Raw genomic sequence first — 23,640 nt, 5'->3', positions numbered from 1 at the left:
AACATCTACCACGGAAAATAACCAACAAAAAGGCAAATGAATTTTAAAAAACTGATATTAATTAGCGGCCTTGTGTTTTTCTGCTACCAATTAAAAGCGCAAAGTATAGATTATAAGTTTGACTTTGGGCCAGGCAAGGCAGCAAAAAACCGCATCAAAATTTTACCAACAACCAGCTTTTCAAATAATAGAAAATATGGTTTCGATTTTGATAGTAAGGTAGAAGGAATCGACCGGGGAGGCAAAAACCTGCTCAATGCCGACTTGGTGCGAAGCAATAAGCCGTTTTATTTTTCGGTAGCGGTACCAGAGGGAAATTATAGGGTAACCTTAACATTGGGCGATTCAAAAGAATCCTCGTTAACTACGGTTAAAGCAGAATCCCGCCGCTTGATGTTAGAAGACGTGCAAACGAAACTAGGCCAATATGTGGTCAAATCGTTCATTGTCAATGTAAAAAATAAAAACATTAAAGATGGCCGGGTTGTCGGGCTGAAACCCCGTGAGCTTACCAAACTAGATTGGGACGATAAATTAACTTTAGAGTTTGATCACCAAACAGCATTAGCAGGCTTAGAAATTACAAAAGTTGAAGATCAGATTACTATTTTTCTGGCTGGCAATTCTACGGTTGTAAATCAGGAAAATGAACCTTGGGCATCTTGGGGGCAAATGATTCCCCGGTTTTTTAAACCTGGCGTTGCCATTGCCAACCATGCAGAGTCGGGTCTCACATTGGGCTCGTTCCAAGGAAGCAGAAGGTTGGATAAAATTCTGAGTATTGCAAAGCCAGGCGATTACCTTTTTATAGAATTTGGCCACAACGACCAAAAGGAAAAAGGCGCCAATGATGGAGCTTATAAATCCTATACGGAGCGGATGAAGACCTTTGTTTCTGAATTTAAGAAAATTGGTGGAATCCCTGTAATTGTTACTTCCACTAGCAGAAGATCTTTCGGATCGGATGGAAAAACACAGAATACACTTGGCGATTATCCGGATGCCGCAAGGAAGGTAGCTAAAGAGGAAAACGTTGCTTTAATTGATCTTAATGTGATGACAGCCAAATTGTACGACGCATTGGGCGAAGACAAATCTAAAAGAGCCTTTGTTCATTATCCGGCAAATAGCTATCCCGACCAGGATAAACCATTGGCAGACAATACACATTTCAACCCGTACGGGGCTTATGAAATTGCAAAGTGCGTGGTTTTAGGAATTAAAGCTCAGCAGCTTGGCATTGCTAAATATATTGTGAACGATTTTCCTAATTTTGATCCATCAAAACCAGATGACCCATCAGTTTGGAAATGGCCTGAAAGCCCTAATAGCAGCTTAATCAAACCAGATGGCAATTAATCCATGACTATGAAATTCATTCTATCCCTTATTTGTTTCTTTACTGTTAACGTATGCTGTATGGCGCAACAGAAGCTCACCGCTTTTCAGTTGAGAGATGTGCGTTTACTAGAAAGTCCTTTTTTGGCTGCTCAGCAAACCGATCAAAATTATATGCTCTCGCTAAATGCCGATAAACTTTTAGCACCATACCATGTAGAGGCTGGGTCAACACAAAAATCTAGTTCGTACGGTAACTGGGAAAATACGGGTTTAGATGGGCACATTGGTGGCCACTATGTTTCGGCACTATCACTAATGTACGCCGCAACAGGCGATTTAAAAGTAAAGCAGCGGCTTGATTATATGATCCATGAGCTGGAGAAATGTCAAATTAAAAATGGTAATGGTTATCTTTCCGGGGTGCCTGACGGAAAGAAAATTTGGGAGCAGATCAAAGCAGGCAACATCAGATCATCAAGTTTCTCGCTAAATGATAGATGGGTTCCATTGTACAACATTCATAAAATTTACGCCGGCCTTTACGATGCTTATGCTATTGCTGGAAACATTAGGGCGAAAGGAATGCTCATTAAGCTCACCGATTGGTGCATTGATTTGGTGTCGGGTTTAACCGATGAGCAAATTCAAACTTTGTTAAAAAGTGAACATGGCGGCTTAAATGAGGTTTTTGCCAATGTATATTCAATTACTAAAGATAAAAAATATCTTAAATTAGCCAGGCAGTTTTCAGATCACTCTATTTTAAATCCGCTTGAATACAATAAAGATTCTTTAAATGGTTTACATGCCAATACTCAAATTCCGAAGGTAATTGGGTTTGAACAAATTGCCCTGGTAGCAGCCGATACCACAATGGCAAACGCTGCAGATTTTTTTTGGAAAACAGTTGTAAACCACCGAACCACCTCCATTGGTGGCAACAGTGTGAGGGAGCATTTTCATCCTTCAAACGATTTTTCTTCGATGCTTGAGTCGAGGGAAGGACCGGAAACTTGTAATTCTTACAATATGCTGAAGCTCACCAAGCAGCTGTTTCTTGCCAATCCATCAAACACTTATTTAGATTATTACGAACGAACGCTTTATAACCACATTCTTACTTCGCAACGCAGCAAAGGTGGATTTGTGTATTTTACCCCGATGCGTCCCGGGCATTACCGAACCTATTCGAATCCTCAGGAAAGTTTTTGGTGCTGCGTGGGATCAGGATTGGAAAACCATGGTAAATACGGCGAGTTGATTTATGCTCATGATGAAAAAAATCTATTTGTAAACCTCTTCATTCCATCGCAAGTTGATTGGAAAGAACGTGGGATAAAGGCTGTTCAAAGAACATCATTTCCAAACACCGATTTCACCACGCTTGAAATTTCGCTGACAAAAAAGCAGCAATTCGCTGTGAACTTTCGTTATCCTTCTTGGGTTGAAAAAAATAAAATGCAGGTTTTTGTTAACGGAAAATCTGTTGAAGTAAAAGATTTAAAAAATGGTTATGTAAGTGTTAACAGACTTTGGTCAACAGGCGATCGGATTAAGGTAATTTTACCAATGCATACCTCAACTGAATTTATGCCTGATGGATCTGACTGGGTTTCCTTTGTGCATGGTCCCGTGGTTTTGGCAGCAGCATTAGATACGCTAGACCAGCCGAATATTACTGCCGACGGTAGCAGAATGGGACATATTGCAACAGGCAAGCTTTTGCCGATAAACGAAGCGCCTTTGGTAACTGGAACTAAGAGCACCCTTGCCAGTCAGGTAAAACCTTTACCCAACAATGCATTGGAATTTAGTGCTGCAGCATTGATTTATCAACCGAAATACAAAGATTTAAAGCTTGTTCCTTTTTATAATTTAGAGGAGAAAAGATACGTCATTTATTTCCCTTACGCTACGATAGAAGGTTTACCCGAACGGGCGAAGGCTTTTCAGCTTGCCGAAAAGGAGAAACAGGAGTTAGAATTGGCAACAATTGATCTTGTAAATACTGGCGAACAGCAACCCGAGTCTGATCACGATTTTAAAGGTGAGAAAACGGATAATGGAACCTTCAATGATCAACATTTTCGAAATGGATCTGGTTGGTTTAGTTATGTGTTAAAAAACAAAGATTTACAAGCTCGCAAAGTGAGGTTATTATTATATGGAGCCGAAAAAAACCGAACTTTCGATGTCATTATTAATAGCAAACTTGTAACGCAAATCTCAATGGATGGAGGTAATGGAAAGGTGTTTTTCTCGAAGGATATCTTAATACCAGAATCTCTAATGAATAAAGAAATAACCGTAAAATTTGAAGCTAGCAAAGACTCCAGAATTGCCAATATTTACGAAGTAAGACTGATGCGATAAGATTTAAAGGTTAACAAATCTTAGCAACCAATAGTTAGTTAACGAAGTTTATTTATCTGCTTCCTGCCATTCGCTACAATCTTTTTGTCGGCTTCTGTCATGCTGAGGTACGAAGCATCCCTGCCTACCGCAGGCAGGTGTTTCATCGGCTGCAGATGCTTCGTGCCTCAGCATGACAGTGTATTCAAGGTTCCTGCAAACAAAAAGTATTTTCGCTGCTGTCGGGTTTAGGTACTTAATGAGCTACAAGAAACAAAGACTTTCAAACGGCAGGATTTGGCTAAAGCCTTGGTCGCTTTATTAATTTTCCGTCAGTTGAAACTGACGGCAATAAAATTTATCGCCAATCAGTTTTGCCAGCTTTAGTCCTTTTACTTTAGCTTTTAAGCTTTTATCTTTGATCTTTTTTTCTCTTCCGCTGATGCGGAAGAAAAAGAAGCAGTTTTAGCAAAAATAGTTCAGGTACTGCAAGCGAAAGCTAGACAATAATCTTCACCACTAATCAAGGTGTTTATTTTGCTTTTTTTACTCCTTCGCTGGTCATCACTATTCTTTTTATCGTTCCGTCGCTATTATAGTTCAAATAATCGATACAAACAGATCTTCTGAAACTGCCGCCTTCAGTGTTAATGGCGCCATTGTGGTAAATAAAATATGATTTTCCTTTGAAATCGATTATAGCCTGATGATTGGTATTCGAATTTCCAGCTATTTCATTTAAAATGCCTTTATATTCCCATGGTCCATTTACATTTTTGCTCATGGCGTAAACAATCTTTTCAGGGAAACCCGAAGCATAAGAAAGATAGTACCAGTTTTTGCGTTTGTGTATCCAAGGTGCCTCGGTAAATTCAGGAATGTCAATTTTTTTTATCGGACCGTCTAATTCGATCATGTTCTTTTTAAGCTTGGCATAATAGCATCTTTGGTTGCCCCAAAATAAATAAGCCTGTCCATCATCATCGATAATTACGGATGGATCAATGTCGTCCCAGCTGATTTTGACATCAGTAGTCATATCATTCGTGATCAGTGCTTTACCAATGGCATCCTTAAAAGGTCCCGGAGGACTGTCAGAAACCGCTACTCCGATAGATTTTCCATGTATAGTTCCGTGAGAGATAGCCACATACCAATAAAACTTTCCATCGCGTTCAATTACTTGTGAAGCCCAGGCATCGTTTTTTGCCCACGCAAAGTTTTTAACATTTAGTGGTGAAGGATGTTCATTCCAATTGATCATATCTGCTGAAGAATACACTAACCAATCATGCATTTCATAATTCTCCTTACCCTTCGGCGCTACATCATGTCCGGTGTATAAGTAAACCGAATCGCCGTAAACATACGCCGCTGGGTCTGCCGTATATTTATCCGTGATAATTGGATTGCCTTTCGCTACGATAATCTTCTCTTGCGCATTACTGTCAAATTGCATCGTTAAAAGCACTACTATTGATAGGCCTAATCGTCTTAACATCATATTATTGCTTTAATAATTTTTTAAGTTCTTTTTCTTTTATGGTGAGGATGGTTCCGTGCCTCAAACCTTTCGGGAGTAAAATTTTCTCAGAAACATCGCTCCAGTTTTTTAAATCTGATGATAGGATGGCGCCATATTGATGATCGCGATATTTATCAAAATAAACAAGCCAATCATTGCCTACTTTGATTGCCGTTGGCCCTTCAGCCCAGTATTTTCCGGTTATGGCTTGGCTTGCTTCGGAGTAAGGACCAGTCAAATTGTCGGCAGTTGCAATCTTGATATTTTTTTGAACGGGTTCGCGGGTTTCATCTTTTAAAAACATAATAAACTTTCCATTATCCTTTACAATGGTTGCATCGATTACGTTAAAACCTGGCTCATAAAGAAGTTTTGTTTCCGAATAGGTTTTGAAATCTTTAGTGCTTACAAAATAAATTCTGTGATTATAACCATCTTCTAAGCTCGAAGCGGTTTCATTAAATTTTCCTGTTATAGTACTTGCCCAATAAATAATATAGGTTTTGGTAAGGCTATCATAGGTAATTTCAGGTGCCCAGGTATTTCTTGCGCCTTCCTGTTTAGCCATCACCGGCAAAAATTGTTGTTCGCTCCAATGGATTAAATCTTTTGAACTTGCATATCCAATCCCTTTATCTTTCCAGCTTACTGTCCAAACCATATGAAATAAACCGTCTGCGCCACGAATAACGCAGGGGTCTCTCATCAATTGATCTTTACTTACTGTTGGTTTCAAAAAAGAAGAATCATTTTTTAGGGCAGTCCATTGGTAAGCATCTTTACTGTAAGCCAAGTGCAGGCCATCTTTACCGTTATTTTTAAAATAGGCAAACAGGTATACGGCTTTATTTGATTGTGCAAATAGGTTAGAGGCGCAACACATCATTGCTGCTAAAAGGATATATATCTTTTTCATTTTTATGCCGTTTATTTCAGCTCAAGCACCACCACAGACTGAGCTGGAATATCTACTTTAAGTGCTTTACCAGATTTTTTTGCACCATTAAATTTTGCGTTGTGTATTTTATTTGGATCAGAAAACGTGTTGATATCCGTTACTTTTGCCGAAGTAAGAATCTGGCCAGTTACCGTTTTCCATTTTAAATCACCTAGATCTGTGTTGATAGAGATTTTATTTTTCGGGTCGAGATTTACCAACGATACGTGAATGGCTCCGGTTGAATCCTGCGAAGCAGAAACATTCAATGCTGCAATTTTTTGATCACCCATTGTATAATCCGGACTTGTAAAATTTATCGGAAGGTACTTGGCATCCATGTGTACTTTGAATAAATCGAAAACATGATAGGTAGGAGTGAGCAGCATTTTATCTTTTTCTGTTAAAATCATGGCCTGCAAAACATTTACGGTTTGCGCCAGGTTTGCCATTCGCACCCTATCAGAATGATTGTTAAAGATATTCAAGGTTGTGCCGGCAATTAGCGCATCGCGTAAGCTATTCTGCTGATAAAGAAAGCCCGGATTGGTTCCCGGTTCTACGTCAGTCCAAATTCCCCACTCATCAACAATTAAAGCAACTTTTTTCTTGGGGTCGTATTTGTCCATAATTGCCGAATGTTTAGCTACAATTTCTTCCATACGAATACAATTTTTCATCGTATTGAAGTATTGTGCTTCATCGAATTTTGTTGCGGAGCCTTTTACGCCCCAGTTCCCTGTCGGTAGGGTATAATAATGGAGTGTTAAGCCCCACATTCTATTTGGGCCAATGTTTTTCATGCAGGTTTCCGTCCAACGGTAATCTTCTGCATTAGCACCACTGGCAATTCTTTTCAACGGAGCACCAGGATAATCACGGGCATAAGTTGCATATCGGCGGTATAAATCGCTGTAGTAATCAGCGGTCATGTTACCGCCACAACCCCAGCTTTCGTTTCCCACACCCCAAAATGAAACTTTCCAGGGTTTATCCATTCCGTTTTGCTTCCTGATTGCCGTCATTGGGCTCACGCCGTCGAAATTGAGATATTCTACCCATTTGGCCATTTCCTCAACCGTCCCACTGCCCACATTACCTGCAATGTAGGGCTCGCAGTTCAGCATTTGGCAGAGCTCCAGAAATTCATGTGTACCAAAACTATTGTCTTCTGTTACGCCGCCCCAGTTGGTATTAACCATTTTCGGGCGCTCATTTCGTGGTCCAATACCATCTCTCCAGTGGTATTCATCGGCAAAACAACCACCTGGCCAACGTAAATTGGGTACATTTATTTTTTTCAAAGCCGCTACTACATCCAATCTTATTCTGCCCTTATTTGGGATAGGAGAGTTTTCATTTACCCAAAACCCATCGTAGATACATCTCCCTAAATGTTCTGAGAAATGACCATAAATGTGTTTACTAACAATTTGATCGCCCGCAGGCTTAACGGATAATAACGTTTCGCTTTGCGCATTTGCAAAATAGCTAATGCAAAGCATTGCGAAAGAGAACATTAATTTCTTCATGGTTTGGCGTATGAGATGAATGGAATTTTAATAACGTTGAATGAATATGGCTTTAGCGAGGTGCTCAGCTTCTTGTCTTTTATACTGATAGTAGCTGCCTTCGGACTCACGGCAACCGGGTTTTCGAAAGAATTTAGTTGACTTAACTGCTCACTTGCCAATTCCTCAATTGTCCCTTTGGTTTTCAATTTAGTTTTTCCTTCCAGATCAAAAATTATGCTTTGGCTTTCTTTGGTGTTATTTGCAATCTTAATGATCAGTTCTTTTTTTGTTTTGTCGATTACGGATGAAGCAAAAAGACCATTTTGTCCGATGATGTTCTTGTCATCAAGTGTGATGGAAACTACATCGGTGCCTTTGTTGGTAGAAAACAGTTTCTGAACATAATAATCTGGCGTACCGTAGGAATTTAGATTATCAACCCAGATCATATCTGGCGCCCATTGCCAGCCATCAATATGGGCGAAAAGCGGTGCGTACGATGCCATTTGAACTACATCAGCATTGCGCTCTAATCCCGTCATTAATGAAGCCGATGCCAGAGCACTTTCCCAGTTGTTCCTATTGCTGCCAATTACGTTTTTATCGGCATGAACAGCATATTCCCCGACAAAAATTTTGGTGTCGTTTCTAGGATAATTATCGTAACGGCCAGCATTTTTCAAAAACCAGTCTGCCGGACGATAATAATGTTCATCTATAAAATCAGCTTTATTTTCACGCAGTGAGGTATTCAATAGATTGAAACGATCGCCATCAGGATCGGTTCCGGAGCTGTTAATTAATTTAAAATCGGGATATTTTGCCTTGATCGCTTTTGTAAAAATCGCCAGGCGCTCTAGATATTGCGGTCCCCAGTTTTCGTTGCCAACCCCCATCATTTTTAGGTTAAATGGTTTTGGATGACCAAGCTCGGCTCGCTTTTTTCCCCAGGTAGTACTCACATCACCATTTGCAAACTCAATTAAATCGAGCGCATCCTGAACATAAGGTTGTAATTCATCTAAAGCCACTACTTCGCCGGTATTAAACTGGCAGGCCATTCCGCAATTAAGAATCGGCAAAGCATCCGATCCAATATCTTCTGCCAGCTGGAAATACTCAAAAAATCCCAAGCCGAAAGTTTGATAGTAATCTGGCGCAGGGCGATGGGCAAATTCGGTATTCCAACGATTGATCAATAGTTTCCGCTCCTCAATAGGGCCAATGGTATTTTTCCATTGATAGCGATTCGCCAGATCAGTTCCTTCCACAATACATCCACCCGGAAACCGGATAAATCCTGGCTTCATATCTGCCAGCAATTGAACCATATCTGCCCTCAATCCTTGTTTACGGTTCTTCCAGGTATCACCAGGAAATAGCGAAATCATATCTAAATCGATATTTCCTTTCCCTTGAAAGATAATGCCGAATTTTGCTTTCGGGTTGGTTTCAGTAGCTATAAAACTTACCGATTGCTTTTTCCAGTCGTTGCCGTTGCTTTCAGGATTGAAGCTGCCCTGGCCAATAATTTTTCTGTTTTCATCCTTCAAAATCAACATCATTTTCACTCCAGGTTGCAACTGACGGTACATCGTTGAAAAATCGTATCGCATCCCTTTTTTAACTCCTATGCCCTTGAAGCCTTCATTAATCAATTCGAAATCATCAGTTAATTTTTTAATCTGGAGGTAGCGGGGATTCGCTTCATTGGTTTCTTTTCTATTCACAACCAAAACTTCACCTTCTCTCGGTTTATTCCTGTAAATCGACCAGCCCATTAAAGGTTTAGCAAATTCGAAAGATCTGTTTTTAATGAGTTCCGCGTAAATTCCGCCATCTGCACCAAAATTAATATCCTCGAAAAATACACCCCACATATTGGGTTGAACCTTTGCAATGGGTTGATCTAACTTAACTTTGACGATTTTTGGCTGCTGTGCATTTAACGGAATCACAAAGAAAGCAGTTAAGCATGTAATTAAAACACTTTTTACAGGTGCAATGAGTTTCATTATATAATATTTGGTCAGTACTAATTGTAAATGTAAAGTTTTTAAAATAATAAACGTTAATTGTACGATTATTTTTTTGCGAATGTTATTCTACAATATTGCCATCTAGGTTTTACATGGTTGGTCCTTGTTTCTATCATTAAAAAGATGTTTCCATTAAATTTGGTAACATTAATATCTCAATTATAATTTCATATCGCTTTAAAGGGTCCAGATTGTTACTGTAGCATGTTAACATCTAATTACAGGATACCACAGGATGCCAGTTTATGATTTAGTCTTTAAATTGTCGACTTAAAGAGCGTTTTAGTTTAATTTAGAGACGCTTTTCTAACCAATATCTTTTTATGAGGCTCCCTTGTATCAGTCTTTTGTTTGTGATGATGTCTTTCTGTGCGGTTTCTTACGGGCAGCGGCAATCGTTCAGCGGTACATTAATGTTTAGAAATGCAGCAAAAAATGGCGATGAAGCTTTGTCAATTGGAAAGGGAGAACTACCAAAATATACCGTTACCTCTAATACAATTAAACCTTTAGCGCCTGTTAGCCTCCAAGCTGAAAGCACAAGGCGAACAAAGCAGGGCAAATTGTACTACAATACACTGAATTTGATTGTTGGTAAAATACAATTTCGAAATTGATTCTAATTAAGCGCTTATGAAAATCAAACATATGATTGTTCTTGTCGTGGTGAGTTGCTATTCCTGGTTGGGTATGGCACAGCAAAAATCAGCCAAGCCGCTTCCCGATGCTAAAACAATGAAGTTATTCTTTGAAAAGGTCTATCTGCAAACAGACAGGAACTATTTTAGCACTGGCGAGGATGTTTGGTTTAGCGCCTATTTGGTGAACGGAAAAAGCACAAGTCTTACATCGAGTAGTGCGAACTTATATGTAGAACTCGTTTCTCCCCAATCGGCGATATTAGATAAAAAAACGATTTTTTTAAGCAAAGGGTTAGGGAATGGAGATTTCAAATTACCAGATTCTATCGCTACGGGTTGGTATAACATACGTGCTTACACCAACTGGATGCGGAATTTTGGCGATGAATTCGTATTCCAGAAAAGTATCTATATCACCAACAACTTGAAAGAAAATGCCACTTATGCTACGCGAAATGCAAACAAAAAACCTGTCGGCATTGCCGAAAGTGGCAACAAAAAAACAATTACATTTTTTCCTGAAGGAGGGGCGCTTGTTGAGGGTATAAACAGTTTGGTGGCTTTTAAAACGAACGATGATTTAGGCAATGGTCTCAAAGCTTCAGGTAGTATTGTGTCTAGCAAAGGCGATACAGTAGCAAGTTTTCAAAGCACAGCTGTAGGAATGGGATTATTTACTTTCACGCCCAAAATAAATGAAACCTATCGAGCGGTAGGGGTTTTTGGCAATGAGAAATTTTCGACGCCACTTCCAGAAATACTTAAAAAAGGTTTGTCGTTACATGTAACTGCCGATTCGCTTTACTTAAAAGCATCTATTACCGCCAATGAGATGACGTTTAGTGAAATCGCTGGAAAGACTTTATCAGTTGTGATTAAACACGCGGGAGACAAAATTTACACAGGAGCAGTTAAAATGGTAAAGCAAAGTATTTCAGTTTCTATTCCAAGCAAAGGTTTTCCAGCCGGTATTGCTGTAATTACTTTAGTTGATGATTTAGGAAAACCACACTGTGAGCGTTTGATTTTTATCGCTGACGAAAAGAAAGTTTCCTATACCCTTAAACCCAACAAAACGGCTTATCAAGCTCGTGAAAAAGTAGTTCTTAATGTAAAAGCTACTGATGTTTTTGGTATGCCGGTAAAAACCCATTTCTCACTGGCCGCTGTTGATGGTTTGATTCCGGATGATGGCAGTGATATACGGACTTACTTGTTGCTTCAATCAGAAATTAAAGGCGAGATTAAAAATCCGGAGCAATATTTTGATGTTAAAAATCCTTCACGGTTAAAGCAGTTGGATTTGCTTTTGCTAACACAAGGTTGGAGAGCGTATTTATGGCGAAAATTTGCCGATACAACTATGTCTGTAAGTTATCTGCCTGAACCTGCGCTATCAATAAAAGGCTTTGTGAGAGAAAAAGTGGGTAATAAACCACTCCCAAATATGAATATCACATTATTTGGATCTGGATTTACTGGCGACAAGTTATTTACCACCACAACGGATCAGAATGGAAATTATTTTATTGATGGACTAAAGTGGTATGGCGATCAGCCTATAAAAATTTCTTCGCAAGATGCTAAAGGCAAGAAGGGCGGATGGCTTGAAATTGATTCGGCAACCAAACCAATATCTATCACTTTTAAAAAAGGATTACAAGATTTTGCTAAAAATATCGAAGCAGAAATCAGTAAACGCATGGATTATAATAAAATTTATAAGTTCGGCGATTCAATTACTTTAAATGATATTCAAATTAAGGCAGATCCAAATAAGAAGAAAGTTGTGCTCTTTAATGAAACCGTAATGACGTTTGGCTATCCTGAGCAGGTTTTCAATATCACTCCTGCCGATTACGCTTTTAACGGGCTTGAGCATTTCTTGCTCACTAAAGTAAGTGGAGCTTACCCTCGCGAAGATGTAGATTCAGTAGGATCAGAGGGGATTGCATTTATTTCAAATGGCAAAAAAATCACGCCAATCATAAGAGTCAATAATCGGGAAGAGTTGGTAGGCGAAAGGCGGGATTATTATAGTTTGAGAATGGATAAAATTGATCAGGTTAAAGTGCAGCACCTGATTAATAATTCGGGTACCGATGTTTATGTGATCAGTCTTAACTTAAAACAGGATGCGCTCGGTGCAACAAATCTTCATTTACTAAACCTCGACTTAACCGGATATTATAGTGCAAGAACATTTTACTCTCCCAATTATAGCAATCCTGCAAATAAAAATAAAGATTTGAGGACAACCATTTTTTGGGCACCAAAAGTAGAAACCAATGCCAAAGGAGAAGCAAGCGTAGTTTTCTACAATGGCGATAATAAAGGAACAATTGTAATTAAGACAGACGGGATCACAGAAAAAGGATCGGCAGTTACTGCAAAAAGTACATATGTTGTTCAATAAAACAAAAACCAAAAGAAGACAATTTGATGAAAGATAAACCAGTCGTTTTAAAATTCGGCTTTCTGCTGCTGATGATCATTTCATCATTGTATGTTTCTGCCCAGCGCCAAATGGAAAACCTGGGAAGAGGAGTAGTTGCCGTTCGCCAGGGTGCTGATTCTGTATTTATCAGCTGGAGGATTTTAGGGACTGAACCTGATGACATCACTTTTAATCTTTATCGAAAAACAGCCAATACAATAGCGAAAAAGTTGAATCAAACCCCGCTATCAAAAGCAACAAATTTTGTTGATGTCGGCATAAATCCTGATTTAGATAATAGCTATTTTGTAAAGGCGATAATAAAAAATCAGGAGCAAGAAGCGGGCAAGTCCTTTTTATTGAAGGCTAGAAGCGCTGTAAATCAGTATCTGACTATTCCATTAAAAACTCCAGCCGGATATACACCAAATGACGCATCGGTAGGTGATCTCGATGGCGATGGGGAATATGATATTGTTTTGCACCAAACGGGTAGAAGTCGTGATAATTCATCAAATGGACTAACTGATCCACCAATTTTTCAGGCTTATAAAGTTGATGGTACATTTTTGTGGGAGATTAATTTGGGTAAAAACATCAGAGAAGGTGCTCATTATACACAGTTTATGGTTTACGATTTAGATGGAGACGGAATTGCCGAATTCGCCTGTAAAACTGCTGATGGTACGATTGATGGCATAGGGAAAGTAATAGGCGATTCAACAAAAGACTATCGCAATCGCAATGGCCGGATTTTAGAAGGACCAGAATTTTTTACCATTTTTAGCGGCAAAACGGGTGAAGCTTTGGCAACTACAGATTACATTCCTGCGAGAGGCGACATTGGCGCTTGGGGTGGAAAAGGTGGTAATGGCAAAAATGATAACTCAGGAAATCGGGTTGATCGTTTTACGTCATGTATCGCCTACCTTGATGGCATCCACCCGAGTGTTGTGATGGCCAGAGGTTATTATGGTAGAACCGTTTTAGCAGCCTGGGAATGGCGGGGCGGCAAGCTTACCTCCAGATGGGTTTTTGATTCGAAGGACGGGCGGAACCCGTTTTCAGGAATGGGAAACCATAATTTAAGCGTAGCCGATGTAGATGGTGATGGAAAAGATGAAATTATTTTCGGGTCAATGTGTGTGGACGATAATGGAAAAGGTTTATACACAACTGGTTTACGCCATGGCGATGCTTTGCATGTTTCCGATCTCGATCCCGAAAGACCCGGACTAGAAGTTTTTGGTGTCCACGAAATTGAAGAAGGAACAAAAGGGCCTGGAGTGGCGGTTTACGACGCGAAAACTGGCGAAATATTGTGGCATGGATCCGAAGATGAAGACGTGGGCAGAGGTGTGGCAGATAACATAGACAATACCCGGGTTGGTGCGCAAATGTGGTGGTCGGGTTCCAACGGTTTATTCGATATTAAGGGCAACAGAATTGGAGCGCAGCCAAGATCTACCAACTTTTTGATTTACTGGGATGGAGATCTTTCCAGAGAACTTTTAGATGGCAATCATATCGATAAATACAACGGAGGAAGACTTTTGACCGCTGATGGTGCTATTGCCAACAACTGGACAAAGTCCACACCAACATTAAGTGCAGACCTTTTTGGCGATTGGCGTGAAGAGCTTGTTCTTCGGTCGTATGACAATCAAAGTCTCCGAATTTACACCACGACTATTCCAACGGAGCATAGAAATTACACCTTGATGCATGATCCACAATACCGCCTGAGCATTGCATGGCAAAATGTTGGCTACAACCAGCCGCCGCATACTGGTTTTTATTTTGGTTATGGAATGAAAAAGGCGCCGAAACCGAATATTATACTTGTTAAGCCTGCAGCTCAAAACCTAAAATAACCAGAATTAACTATCAATAACCCCAGTTTAATATCCACAACATTCAAAAGAATATAAACACATGAAATCAATATCAATGAAGTTATTTGTATTTGCAGCGATACTCATCATTGCTTCAGCATTTGTTAAACCCGAAAAGCCAGCACTTCATACCATTGGCGATTCTACCGTACGTAATTCAAATAAAGAAACCTGGGGTTGGGGCACACCAATTGCCTTACTTTTTGATACCACCAAAATTCATGTAGAAAATAATGCCATGGCGGGCAGAAGTACCAGAACTTTTCTTTCGGAAGGAAGATGGGATAAAGTTTTGGCAACATTAAAACCAGGTGATTTTGTAACCATGCAGTTTGGGCATAATGATGGTAGCGAACCCGACACCACAAAAGCGGGCAGAAGGGGTGTTTTGAAAGGAACTGGCGAAGAAACAAAGGTATTAACCTGGCCTGATGGAAAGGTGGAAACTGTGCATACTTATGGTTGGTATATTCGCAAGTTCGTTCGCGAAACGAAGGCAAAAGGCGCCACGCCAATTGTGGTTTCTATGATTCCCAGAAATCAATTTAAAGATGGGAAAGTGCTCCGGGCTGATCAAAGCTTTGGGAAATGGGCCGCAGAAGTAGCCGAGCAAGAGCACGCTTATTTCGTTGATCTCAACAAAATTACCGGTGATAAATATGACGAGCTGGGACCTGAAAAAGTTAAAGCCTTTTTTCCCGGTGACCATACACATACCAATTTGGAAGGTGCCAAACTAAATGCACAATCGGTAGTAGAAGGAATAAAGAAATTGAAGGGCTGTAAACTGAAAAATTATTTATTGTAAAATGAGTTGGCTGTATCAAAGGTTACGATTGTCATGCTGAGGGGTAATTCATTTCATGAAAATCAATATAAATGATGTTAAGAACGGTCGTCATTGCGAGGCACGAAGCAATCTCCTTTAATAAAATAATGCAAAAAATGAAATTGTGCCAAAGGCATTCCTCCGGAGCTTCTCCCGATGAAAAATCGATTTCGCCTGCCTGCCGCAGGCAGGCAATGACGGAAAGTTTAAAACGTCAATTGTAGCTTGTCGAAGGACCATCAAATTAATCGCGGTGTTTTGCATAACCCGACCTAACAAAAAATAGAAGCTTTAAAATTTTCACCATTATCCTTTTAAAATAAACTCTTATGAAATCGAAACAAACATATCTCACCCTTATGTTAACGGGTGCTTTTCTCGTCTTTTCTTCTTGCATGATCTTAAGGCAAAAACAGAAACCAACCTTATTTTTAATTGGAGATTCTACTGTTAAAAACGGAAAGGGTAAAGGCGATGGCGCTTTATGGGGATGGGGAAGTTTTATTGAAAATTTTTTCAATACCGAAAAAATTAATATTGAAAATAATGCTTTGGGCGGAACAAGCAGCAGGACATTTCAAACCAATGGTTTATGGGATGCCGTTTTAGCCAAGGTAAAAAAAGGCGATTTTGTGATGATGCAGTTCGGGCACAACGACAGCAGTCCGCTTGATGATACTGCCCGTGCCCGTGGTACTATAAAAGGTATCGGCATGGAAAGCAAAGATACTTTCAACCCCATCAAAAAGAAACAAGAAACGGTTTATACCTATGGCTGGTATATGCGGAAATTTATAAACGATATTAAGGCGAAAGGCGCAACGCCAATTGTTTGCTCCTCGATTCCAAGAAATCCGGTAAAGGATGGTAAAGTAATTCTAGTTAACGATAGTTATGCCGGATGGGCCCAAGAAGTTGCAAAGGCTGAAAATGTAGATTTTATTCCCTTAAACCAATTGATTAAAGATAAGTATTTGGTTTCATCAGCAGATCAAATTAAAAGCTATTTCACAGAAAAGGACCATACACATACCAATGAAGATGGCGCCAAAGTAAATGCTGCACTAGTTGTGGAGGGCTTGAAAACATTGAAAAAAAATAAGCTGAAAGCTTACTTGAAGTAAAGAGGATGATTCTTATGTCTAATTGATCGTCATCTCGAACGCTGTTTTTCACAGCGGAGAGATCTCCTTATAGGAAAACTGATTAATAAGATCTCGAACAATGCCATTTTTACTTTGAACACAGTTCAAAATCACTACGAATAAATAAGGTTTAACAGGACACTACAGGTTGCCCATATTTATATTTAATGCTATTATAGTGCCCTTAACCAAATATATAGAATGCTTTAGCATTCATTTCAGATAAAATTATGCAGATAAAAGTATTGTCGTTTGCAAGATATGTAGCACTGGCTATATGTTTCCTAACCGTTTTTTCTACGAGCAGCTTCGGTCAAACCATTTCTGTTTCAGGGAAGTGGAGGTTTAAAATTGATGCTGGTGACGAAGGCATCAAGGCTAAATGGTACAATACCAAATTGCCTGAAACCATCAACCTGCCTGGTTCAATGGCAGAAAATTTAAAGGGCGACGACATCACGCTTAAAACCAAATGGACGGGAAGTATTTACGATAGTTCTTATTTTTATCACCCACGTTTGGAAAAATATCGCAAACCAGGAAACCTTAAAATTCCCTTCTGGTTAACCCCTGCAAAACATTATACAGGTGCCGCATGGTATCAGAAAGATGTAGAAATTCCTGCAAACTGGAAAGGGCAGCGGGTGGTTTTATCTCTCGAATATCCCCACTCAGAAACACGTGTTTGGATTGATGATATGGAAATTGGCACGCAATACACCTTTGTGGTGGCACAAAACTTCGAGTTGCCAGCAAATTTAAAAGCTGGAAAACACACCATTACATTATTAATAGACAATCGGATTAAAGCCATCAATGTCGGTCAGGATTCTCACAGTTTAACCGATCATACACAGGGAAACTGGAATGGTGTAGTGGGCAAAATGTTTTTACAGGCTGGTTCGCCTGTATATTTTGAAGATGTTCAGATTTATCCAGACTTAAAAGAAAAATCTGCAAAAATAAAAATTGAGCTAAAGGCAGGTTCCAACATTTCTTCCAGCGGGAAGGTTACCTTATCTGCAAAAAGTTTCAACACCAAAAATATTATCAGTGTAAAGCCGGTAACGGTTCCATATCAAATCAAAAATGGAGTGGGTACTTTAGAAATCGATTTGCCAATGGGCGATAACATTGCCACGTGGGATGAATTTGATCCCGCTTTATATCGCTTAACAGCTACTCTAACTGCTAACGATGGTAAAAAGGACACTAAAAATGTTCAGTTTGGCATGCGTGAGTTTAAGGCTGTTGGCAGAAGTTTTGAAATTAATGGTCGCCCGGTATTTTTACGTGGAACAGCCAACAATTGCGAATTTCCACTAACCGGTTATCCATCTATGGATGTTGCTGCCTGGGAGCGAATTTTCAAAATATCTAAAGCACATGGATTGAACCACATGCGTTTCCACTCCTGGTGCCCGCCTGAAGCTGCTTTTATTGCCGCCGATTTAACTGGATTTTATTTGCAACCTGAAGGACCAAGTTGGGCCAACCATGGTACATCAATAGGAGAAGGGAAGCCAATTGATCAATTCATCTACGATGAAACAAATCGGATGACTAAAAACTATGGCAACTACGCTTCGTTTTGTATGATGGCCTATGGCAATGAACCTCGAGGCAGACAGGTAGAATATCTAACAAAATTTAATAATTATTGGAAAGCAAAAGATTCGAGAAGATTATACACCGGAGCATCAGTGGGTGGCAGTTGGCCGGTAATCCCAAATAATGAATACATGGTTCGTGCTGGTGCCCGGGGTTTAGATTGGGGTAAAAAACCGGAGAGCATCTCCACCTACGCCAAGCAAATTGAACAATTTACCGTTCCTTTCGTAGCCCACGAAATGGGCCAATATTGTGCATTTCCAAATTTTGCGGAAATGAAAAAATATACCGGTGTTTACAAGCCGAAAAACTTCGAGATGTTTCAGGAAGATTTAGCCGATCATGATATGGCCGACCAGGCCAAAGATTTTTTAATGGCTTCGGGAAAGTTACAAGCCCTTTGTTATAAAAATGAAATCGAGAAAGCTTTAAGAACCCCAAATTACAATGGTTATCAATTACTTTCTTTAAATGATTATCCTGGCCAGGGAACAGCTTTGGTTGGTGTTCTGGATGCTTTTTGGGATGAAAAAGGATACATCACCGCTAAAGAATTCAGACGTTTTTCTAACAGCACAGTTCCATTGCTTAACGTTCCTAAATTTGTTTATACCAACAACGAAACGCTAACTGCGGCTGTTCAGATTGCGCACTTTGGCAAAGCGCCATTAAAAGGTGCCAAGGTTTTATGGACTATAAAAGATGCTTCGGGAGTAACATTGGCTCAAGGCGCTTTTAGTCCGCAAACATTGCCCGTTGCAAATGGAATCGTAATTGGCGATATCAAATTTGATTTGAATACTATCCTAAAAGCCACCAAGTTAAATGTAGAGGTAAGCATTGAAGGTACCGAGTTCGCCAACGATTGGAGCTTTTGGGTTTATCCCGCAGAACTTCCAAAATTTAAAACCAGTTTTTATTACACAGACAAATTAGATGAGCAGGCAAAAAAGATATTGGATGAAGGCGGAAATGTGTTCTTAAACGCAGCCGGCAAAGTAATCAAGGGTAAAGAAGTGGTTCAAACATTTTTGCCTGTTTTCTGGAATACATCCTGGTTTAAAATGCGTCCGCCGCATACGTTGGGCATTCTTTGCGATCCAGCAAATCCAGCCTTTGAAAACTTCCCGACTGAAAACCACAGCAATATGCAATGGTGGGAAATTGTAAATAAAGCGCAGGTAATGAATTTGGAAGATTTCCCTAAAGGGTTTAAGCCGATCGTTCAACCGATTGATACCTGGTTTCTCAATCGTAAACTGGCTTTAGTTTTAGAGGCAAAAGTGGGTAAAGGCAAATTGATTATTTCAAGTGCCAATCTAAGTCCCGATTTAAAAAATTCGCCTGCGGCACAGCAACTTTTTTTTAGCTTGCAGCGATACATGATGTCTGAAAACTTTAAGCCTAAATATGAAGTAGCCTATAATACTGTAAAAGATATTTTCGAAAGTCCATCTAAAATTCAGTTCGATACTTTTACAAAAGATAGTCCTGACGAGTTAAAGCCTAAACCAAATTCAAATTAGAAAACCTGTTGTCATAGCGCCTAAGGAGGCAATCTGGAAGCACAAGCGTTGCAAAAGATTGTTCTGCTTTAAACCTTATGATAACCATAAATTAATAATAATGAAGAAATTCACATTCCTTTTCTGCCTCATCATCGGCTTATCAGCACAGCTAGTTTTTGCACAGAAAATTCCAAATAAAAAAGCGGTTTTAAAGGCCATGCAATTAACCAATACCTATTTCATGAACAAATGGCCCGATGCTGGTAAATCTATCATCACCAACAAAGAACGGCCAAGTAACCTTTGGACCAGGGCGGTTTACTATGAAGGATTAATGGCCTTGTATGAAGTTAATCGTGAACAGAAATATTATGACTACGCCGTTCAATGGGGCGAAAAACATCATTGGGGATTAAGAGATGGTGTGAAAACCCGAGATGCAGACAATCATGCTTGTGGTCAAACTTATATTGACCTTTATAACATCGACAAAAAGCCAGAGCGTATAAAAGATATAAAAGCCTCGATTGATATGATGGTTAAATCTGGTAAAGTAGACGATTGGACCTGGATAGATGCTTTGCAAATGGGAATGCCTGTTTTTGCAAAGTTAGGAAATCTGTACAACGATAACAGCTATTACGATTACATGTATAAAATGTATTTGCACAGCAAAAATGTGCAGGGTGGCGGTTTATACAACGCAAAGGATGGCCTTTGGTGGCGAGATAAAGACTTCGTTCCTCCGTATAAAGAGCCAAATGGCGAAGATTGTTATTGGTCGCGGGGAAATGGATGGGTAGTTGCAGCACTGGTGAGGGTATTGGATATTATGCCAAAAGATGCCGTTGGTTATGATGAATATTTGAAAACCTATCATGAAATGATCAAAGCTTTGGTTCCATTACAACGCACAGACGGATTTTGGAATGTAAGTTTACATGATCCTAATCATTTTGGAGGTAAGGAAACTTCAGGAACCGCCTTATTTATCTATGGGATGGCTTGGGGTGTTAACAAAGGTATTTTAGATCAGAAAACTTATTTGCCAATTATCAATAAAGCATGGAATGGCATGGCAAAATACGCGGTTCAAAAAGATGGCTTCCTGGGGTATACACAGGGTACAGGTAAAGAGCCGAAAGATGGACAACCAGTAACCTATACCAGCAAGCCAGATTTTGAGGATTATGGATTGGGCTGCTTTTTACTGGCCGGTACCGAGATTTATAAATTGAAGAAATAGCAATACTCCATCACAAACACTATGTTGAAAAAATATCTGGCTTTGGCTTTTCTTTTGATCTCGTTTACAGCTTCCAGTCAAACCATTGGAAACTATAAATCGGGCTTTAAAAAAGATGGTAACGCAATTTCATTTCTAACCACAAACGGCGAGGTGAAGCTTGATTTTTGCACCCCGGAAATGTTCCGAATCAGATCAACCTGGAACGGAAAATACGAGACAAATGAAAATTTAATGGTGATTAAATATAGCTGGCCGAATGTTACTGCTAAAGTTGAAGAAAAGAAAGATCAGTTTACCATCTCCACAGCCAAACTTTTAATTAAAATTTATAAAACTCCATTTAAAATCGATGTTTTTGATTTGAAAGGAAAACTTTTAAGTGCTGAAAATAATGGGTCGATTGCTAAGTCTGCTACAAAAGTTGGCGTAACTAAGAAGCTCCAGGCCGATGAGCATTTTTTCGGCTTTGGTGAAAGGATGGATTTTATGGATCGCCGGTTTAAAAAAGTTACTTTGAATGTGGGTCGTGGTAAGGGTTTGCCCCATGCCATTGGCGCCTATAATATTTTAGAGGCAAACTATTGTCCTGTTCCTTTTTTTATGAGTACAAAAGGTTATGGTATTTTCTTCCATAATTCTTTTGCCACAGAGTGGGATATGGGCGCATCAAACAAAGATCAATACAGCTTCAAAGCGGCCGATGGAGAACTGGATTACTATTTTATTTATGGCCCCACTTTCCCTGAAATATTAAATTCTTATACATCGATCACTGGAAAATCGCCCATGTTACCGCAGTTTGCACTCGGTTTGCATGCCGGTACCTACAGCGGCGGAACTTGGGGACATGAGGAAAAAACTTCAGACCAATACGTGGTTGAATTGGCCAGAAAATATAGAGCATTAGGTATTCCGGTCGATTTACTTTGGCTTGATTCTACCTGGAGGTTGTTTGGCGAAAAGGGTGGGAAAGGGGCTACCTCTTTCGAATGGCGGGAAACCTTCAAAAATCCAAAGGGAATGTTTGACAGTATTTATGCCATGAACTACAAAATGGTGGGATTACACCTTCGTCCGCGGTTTGATAATGCGAAAAAATTAAATCTATTGGATCAAGCACAGGAGAAAGGCTTTACCTATCCTGAAAATGGAAAACCAGGAGAATTCGTTAACTTTTTTGATGACAAAGCGACCCAATGGTGGTGGGATAACGGGGTGATGCGGGTAGCGAAATTAGGTGCGAAATTTCTTAAAACCGATGAAGGAAGTGCTTTTGGTGCACTGGCAAATGAGAGTGAGAAAGTTGGGCCAACAGGTAAAGAAGCAGAACGACTGCATAATTTATTTCCCGTAGCCTATGCTAAAGCACCTTTTCTGGAATTCGAAAAGCTTAATGGTTTTCGTGGATTGAATCAAACTCGTGAGGGTTATTCAGGCATCCAACGTTATCCTTATATTTTCGCCGGCGATTGGCCTAGTGAATGGCAGTATTTTGCACCCGTAATAAAGGCAGGTTTAAATGTTGGCCTTTCAGGTGTGGGTTCATGGGCACATTGTATGGGCGGTTTCGAACATCAGGCCGATCCTGAATTATACATCCGTTGGGTCCAGTTTGGGATGTTTAGTCCGATTGCACTTGTTTTTGGAATGGACCATCCCGGTTACAAAGAGCCCTGGAATTATGGTGAACAGGCGTTACAGAATTTTAAAAAATATGATCTGCTACGTTACCGTTTGTTCCCGTATTTATACAGCAGTATGCATCAGCAATATGCAACAGGTTTGCCAATGATGCGGTCTTTGGTTTTGAACCATCAGGATGATGAAAATGTTTACGAAATTGGCGATCAATATATGTTTGGCGACAACTTTATGGTTTCCCCGGTAACTACCAAAGGTGCTATTACGCGGTCTATTTATTTACCAGAAGGCACCTGGTTTAATTATTATAATGGAGAAAAGTTTGCCGGCAAAAGTTACCATCATGTAGTTGCTCCATTAGATACAATCCCACTTTTTGTAAAGGCTGGAAGCATTATTCCAATGCAACCAGAAATGATTTACGCTGGAGAAAAGCCTGTTGATGTGATCACACTCGATGTTTTTCCTTACGAAGATTCAAAATATGATTTCTACGAAGATGATAACTTAACTTCAAAGTATAAAGAAGGTGATTTTTCGATTACTAAAATCACATCTTCTTCAAAGGATAATCGTTTAATGATAAACATTTTAAAACCTGAAGGAAAGTATAAACCAAGTCGTCATTTTTATTTAGCAAAGATTCACTGGAATGGTAAAACACCTCCACAATCAGTTTCCGAAAATGGGAGTATGGTGGCAAAGCTCAAATCCGTCGATTCGTTGGATAAAGCTGCTGGTTGGTACTATGATGCTAAAGCAAATCTTATTTGGATAAAATCTACTGGCAATAATGACAGGGATATTAGTTTGAAAGTAAATTAATGTGGAGATGAAAGGTAAGGATGCTTCGTATCTACCATGGATGTTTTATATTTCGTCATTGCCTGTCTGCGGCAGGCAGGCGATCCCGATTCTTTATCGGAAGAAGCTCCAGAGGAATGCCTTTGGCACAATCTGATTCGTAAAAGAGAAG

Annotated in this window: 15 protein-coding genes; 10 read left to right on the top strand and 5 right to left on the bottom strand. The window is 39.6% G+C overall.

What is annotated here, in order from left to right; translation table 11 throughout:
• Positions 1-36: 36 nt before the first annotated feature.
• Both ACZZZC_RS13790 and ACZZZC_RS13785 read left to right on the top strand, forming a co-directional pair.
• Entirely contained in the window at positions 37-1,359 is a 1,323-nt protein-coding gene (locus ACZZZC_RS13790) for a rhamnogalacturonan acetylesterase (RefSeq protein ID WP_463487430.1), read from the top strand.
• A gap of 9 nt (positions 1,360-1,368) precedes the next feature.
• Positions 1,369-3,714, top strand: a complete 2,346-nt coding sequence (locus ACZZZC_RS13785) for a beta-L-arabinofuranosidase domain-containing protein (protein ID WP_463487429.1) — start codon at positions 1,369-1,371, stop codon at positions 3,712-3,714.
• A 48-nt stretch (positions 3,715-3,762) separates the two neighbouring features.
• Here ACZZZC_RS13785 and ACZZZC_RS13780 read toward each other — a convergent pair whose 3' ends face one another.
• From ACZZZC_RS13780 to ACZZZC_RS13760, 5 genes are all read right to left on the bottom strand, one after another.
• Positions 3,763-3,888 carry a hypothetical protein gene (locus tag ACZZZC_RS13780; protein ID WP_463487428.1) on the bottom strand — a complete coding sequence of 42 codons (126 nt, stop codon included), beginning with the start codon at positions 3,886-3,888 and terminating at the stop codon, positions 3,763-3,765.
• Between the two features lie 337 nt (positions 3,889-4,225).
• Positions 4,226-5,197 carry a glycoside hydrolase family 43 protein gene (locus ACZZZC_RS13775; RefSeq protein ID WP_463487427.1) on the bottom strand — a complete coding sequence of 324 codons (972 nt, stop codon included), beginning with the start codon at positions 5,195-5,197 and terminating at the stop codon, positions 4,226-4,228.
• Position 5,198: 1 nt separating this feature from the next.
• Positions 5,199-6,134 carry a glycoside hydrolase family 43 protein gene (locus tag ACZZZC_RS13770; RefSeq protein WP_463487426.1) on the bottom strand — a complete coding sequence of 312 codons (936 nt, stop codon included), beginning with the start codon at positions 6,132-6,134 and terminating at the stop codon, positions 5,199-5,201.
• A gap of 11 nt (positions 6,135-6,145) precedes the next feature.
• Positions 6,146-7,687 carry an alpha-N-arabinofuranosidase gene (locus tag ACZZZC_RS13765; protein WP_463487425.1) on the bottom strand — a complete coding sequence of 514 codons (1,542 nt, stop codon included), beginning with the start codon at positions 7,685-7,687 and terminating at the stop codon, positions 6,146-6,148.
• The gene (locus ACZZZC_RS13760) at positions 7,684-9,684 is read right to left on the bottom strand and encodes an alpha-L-arabinofuranosidase C-terminal domain-containing protein (RefSeq protein ID WP_463487424.1); all 2,001 of its coding nucleotides are present in this window, start codon (positions 9,682-9,684) and stop codon (positions 7,684-7,686) included. Before ACZZZC_RS13760 ends, ACZZZC_RS13765 begins: the two co-directional genes overlap by 4 nt.
• A 347-nt stretch (positions 9,685-10,031) precedes the next feature.
• On the opposite strand from ACZZZC_RS13760, the gene ACZZZC_RS13755 reads away from it, so the two are divergent.
• From ACZZZC_RS13755 to ACZZZC_RS13720, 8 genes are all read left to right on the top strand, one after another.
• Entirely contained in the window at positions 10,032-10,325 is a 294-nt protein-coding gene (locus ACZZZC_RS13755) for a hypothetical protein (RefSeq protein WP_463487423.1), read from the top strand.
• A gap of 16 nt (positions 10,326-10,341) precedes the next feature.
• Positions 10,342-12,765, top strand: a complete 2,424-nt coding sequence (locus ACZZZC_RS13750; protein WP_463487422.1) for an MG2 domain-containing protein — start codon at positions 10,342-10,344, stop codon at positions 12,763-12,765.
• Positions 12,766-12,791: 26 nt separating this feature from the next.
• Complete coding sequence (locus ACZZZC_RS13745) at positions 12,792-14,660, top strand: rhamnogalacturonan lyase (protein WP_463487421.1); 1,869 nt, start codon at positions 12,792-12,794, stop codon at positions 14,658-14,660.
• A gap of 61 nt (positions 14,661-14,721) precedes the next feature.
• The gene (locus ACZZZC_RS13740; protein ID WP_463487420.1) at positions 14,722-15,489 is read left to right on the top strand and encodes a rhamnogalacturonan acetylesterase; all 768 of its coding nucleotides are present in this window, start codon (positions 14,722-14,724) and stop codon (positions 15,487-15,489) included.
• A gap of 350 nt (positions 15,490-15,839) precedes the next feature.
• Positions 15,840-16,634, top strand: a complete 795-nt coding sequence (locus tag ACZZZC_RS13735; protein WP_463487419.1) for a rhamnogalacturonan acetylesterase — start codon at positions 15,840-15,842, stop codon at positions 16,632-16,634.
• Positions 16,635-16,885: 251 nt separating this feature from the next.
• Complete coding sequence (locus ACZZZC_RS13730; protein WP_463487418.1) at positions 16,886-19,792, top strand: exo-beta-1,4-galactosidase; 2,907 nt, start codon at positions 16,886-16,888, stop codon at positions 19,790-19,792.
• A 100-nt stretch (positions 19,793-19,892) separates the two neighbouring features.
• Positions 19,893-21,020 carry a glycoside hydrolase family 88/105 protein gene (locus ACZZZC_RS13725; RefSeq protein ID WP_463487417.1) on the top strand — a complete coding sequence of 376 codons (1,128 nt, stop codon included), beginning with the start codon at positions 19,893-19,895 and terminating at the stop codon, positions 21,018-21,020.
• Positions 21,021-21,041: 21 nt separating this feature from the next.
• Positions 21,042-23,489, top strand: coding sequence for a glycoside hydrolase family 31 protein (locus tag ACZZZC_RS13720; protein WP_463487416.1), 2,448 nt, complete (start codon positions 21,042-21,044; stop codon positions 23,487-23,489).
• Positions 23,490-23,640 lie beyond the last annotated feature (151 nt).

Source organism: Pedobacter sp. AC212, from assembly GCF_979258625.1.
This window is presented reverse-complemented; position numbering and strand designations above follow the sequence as displayed.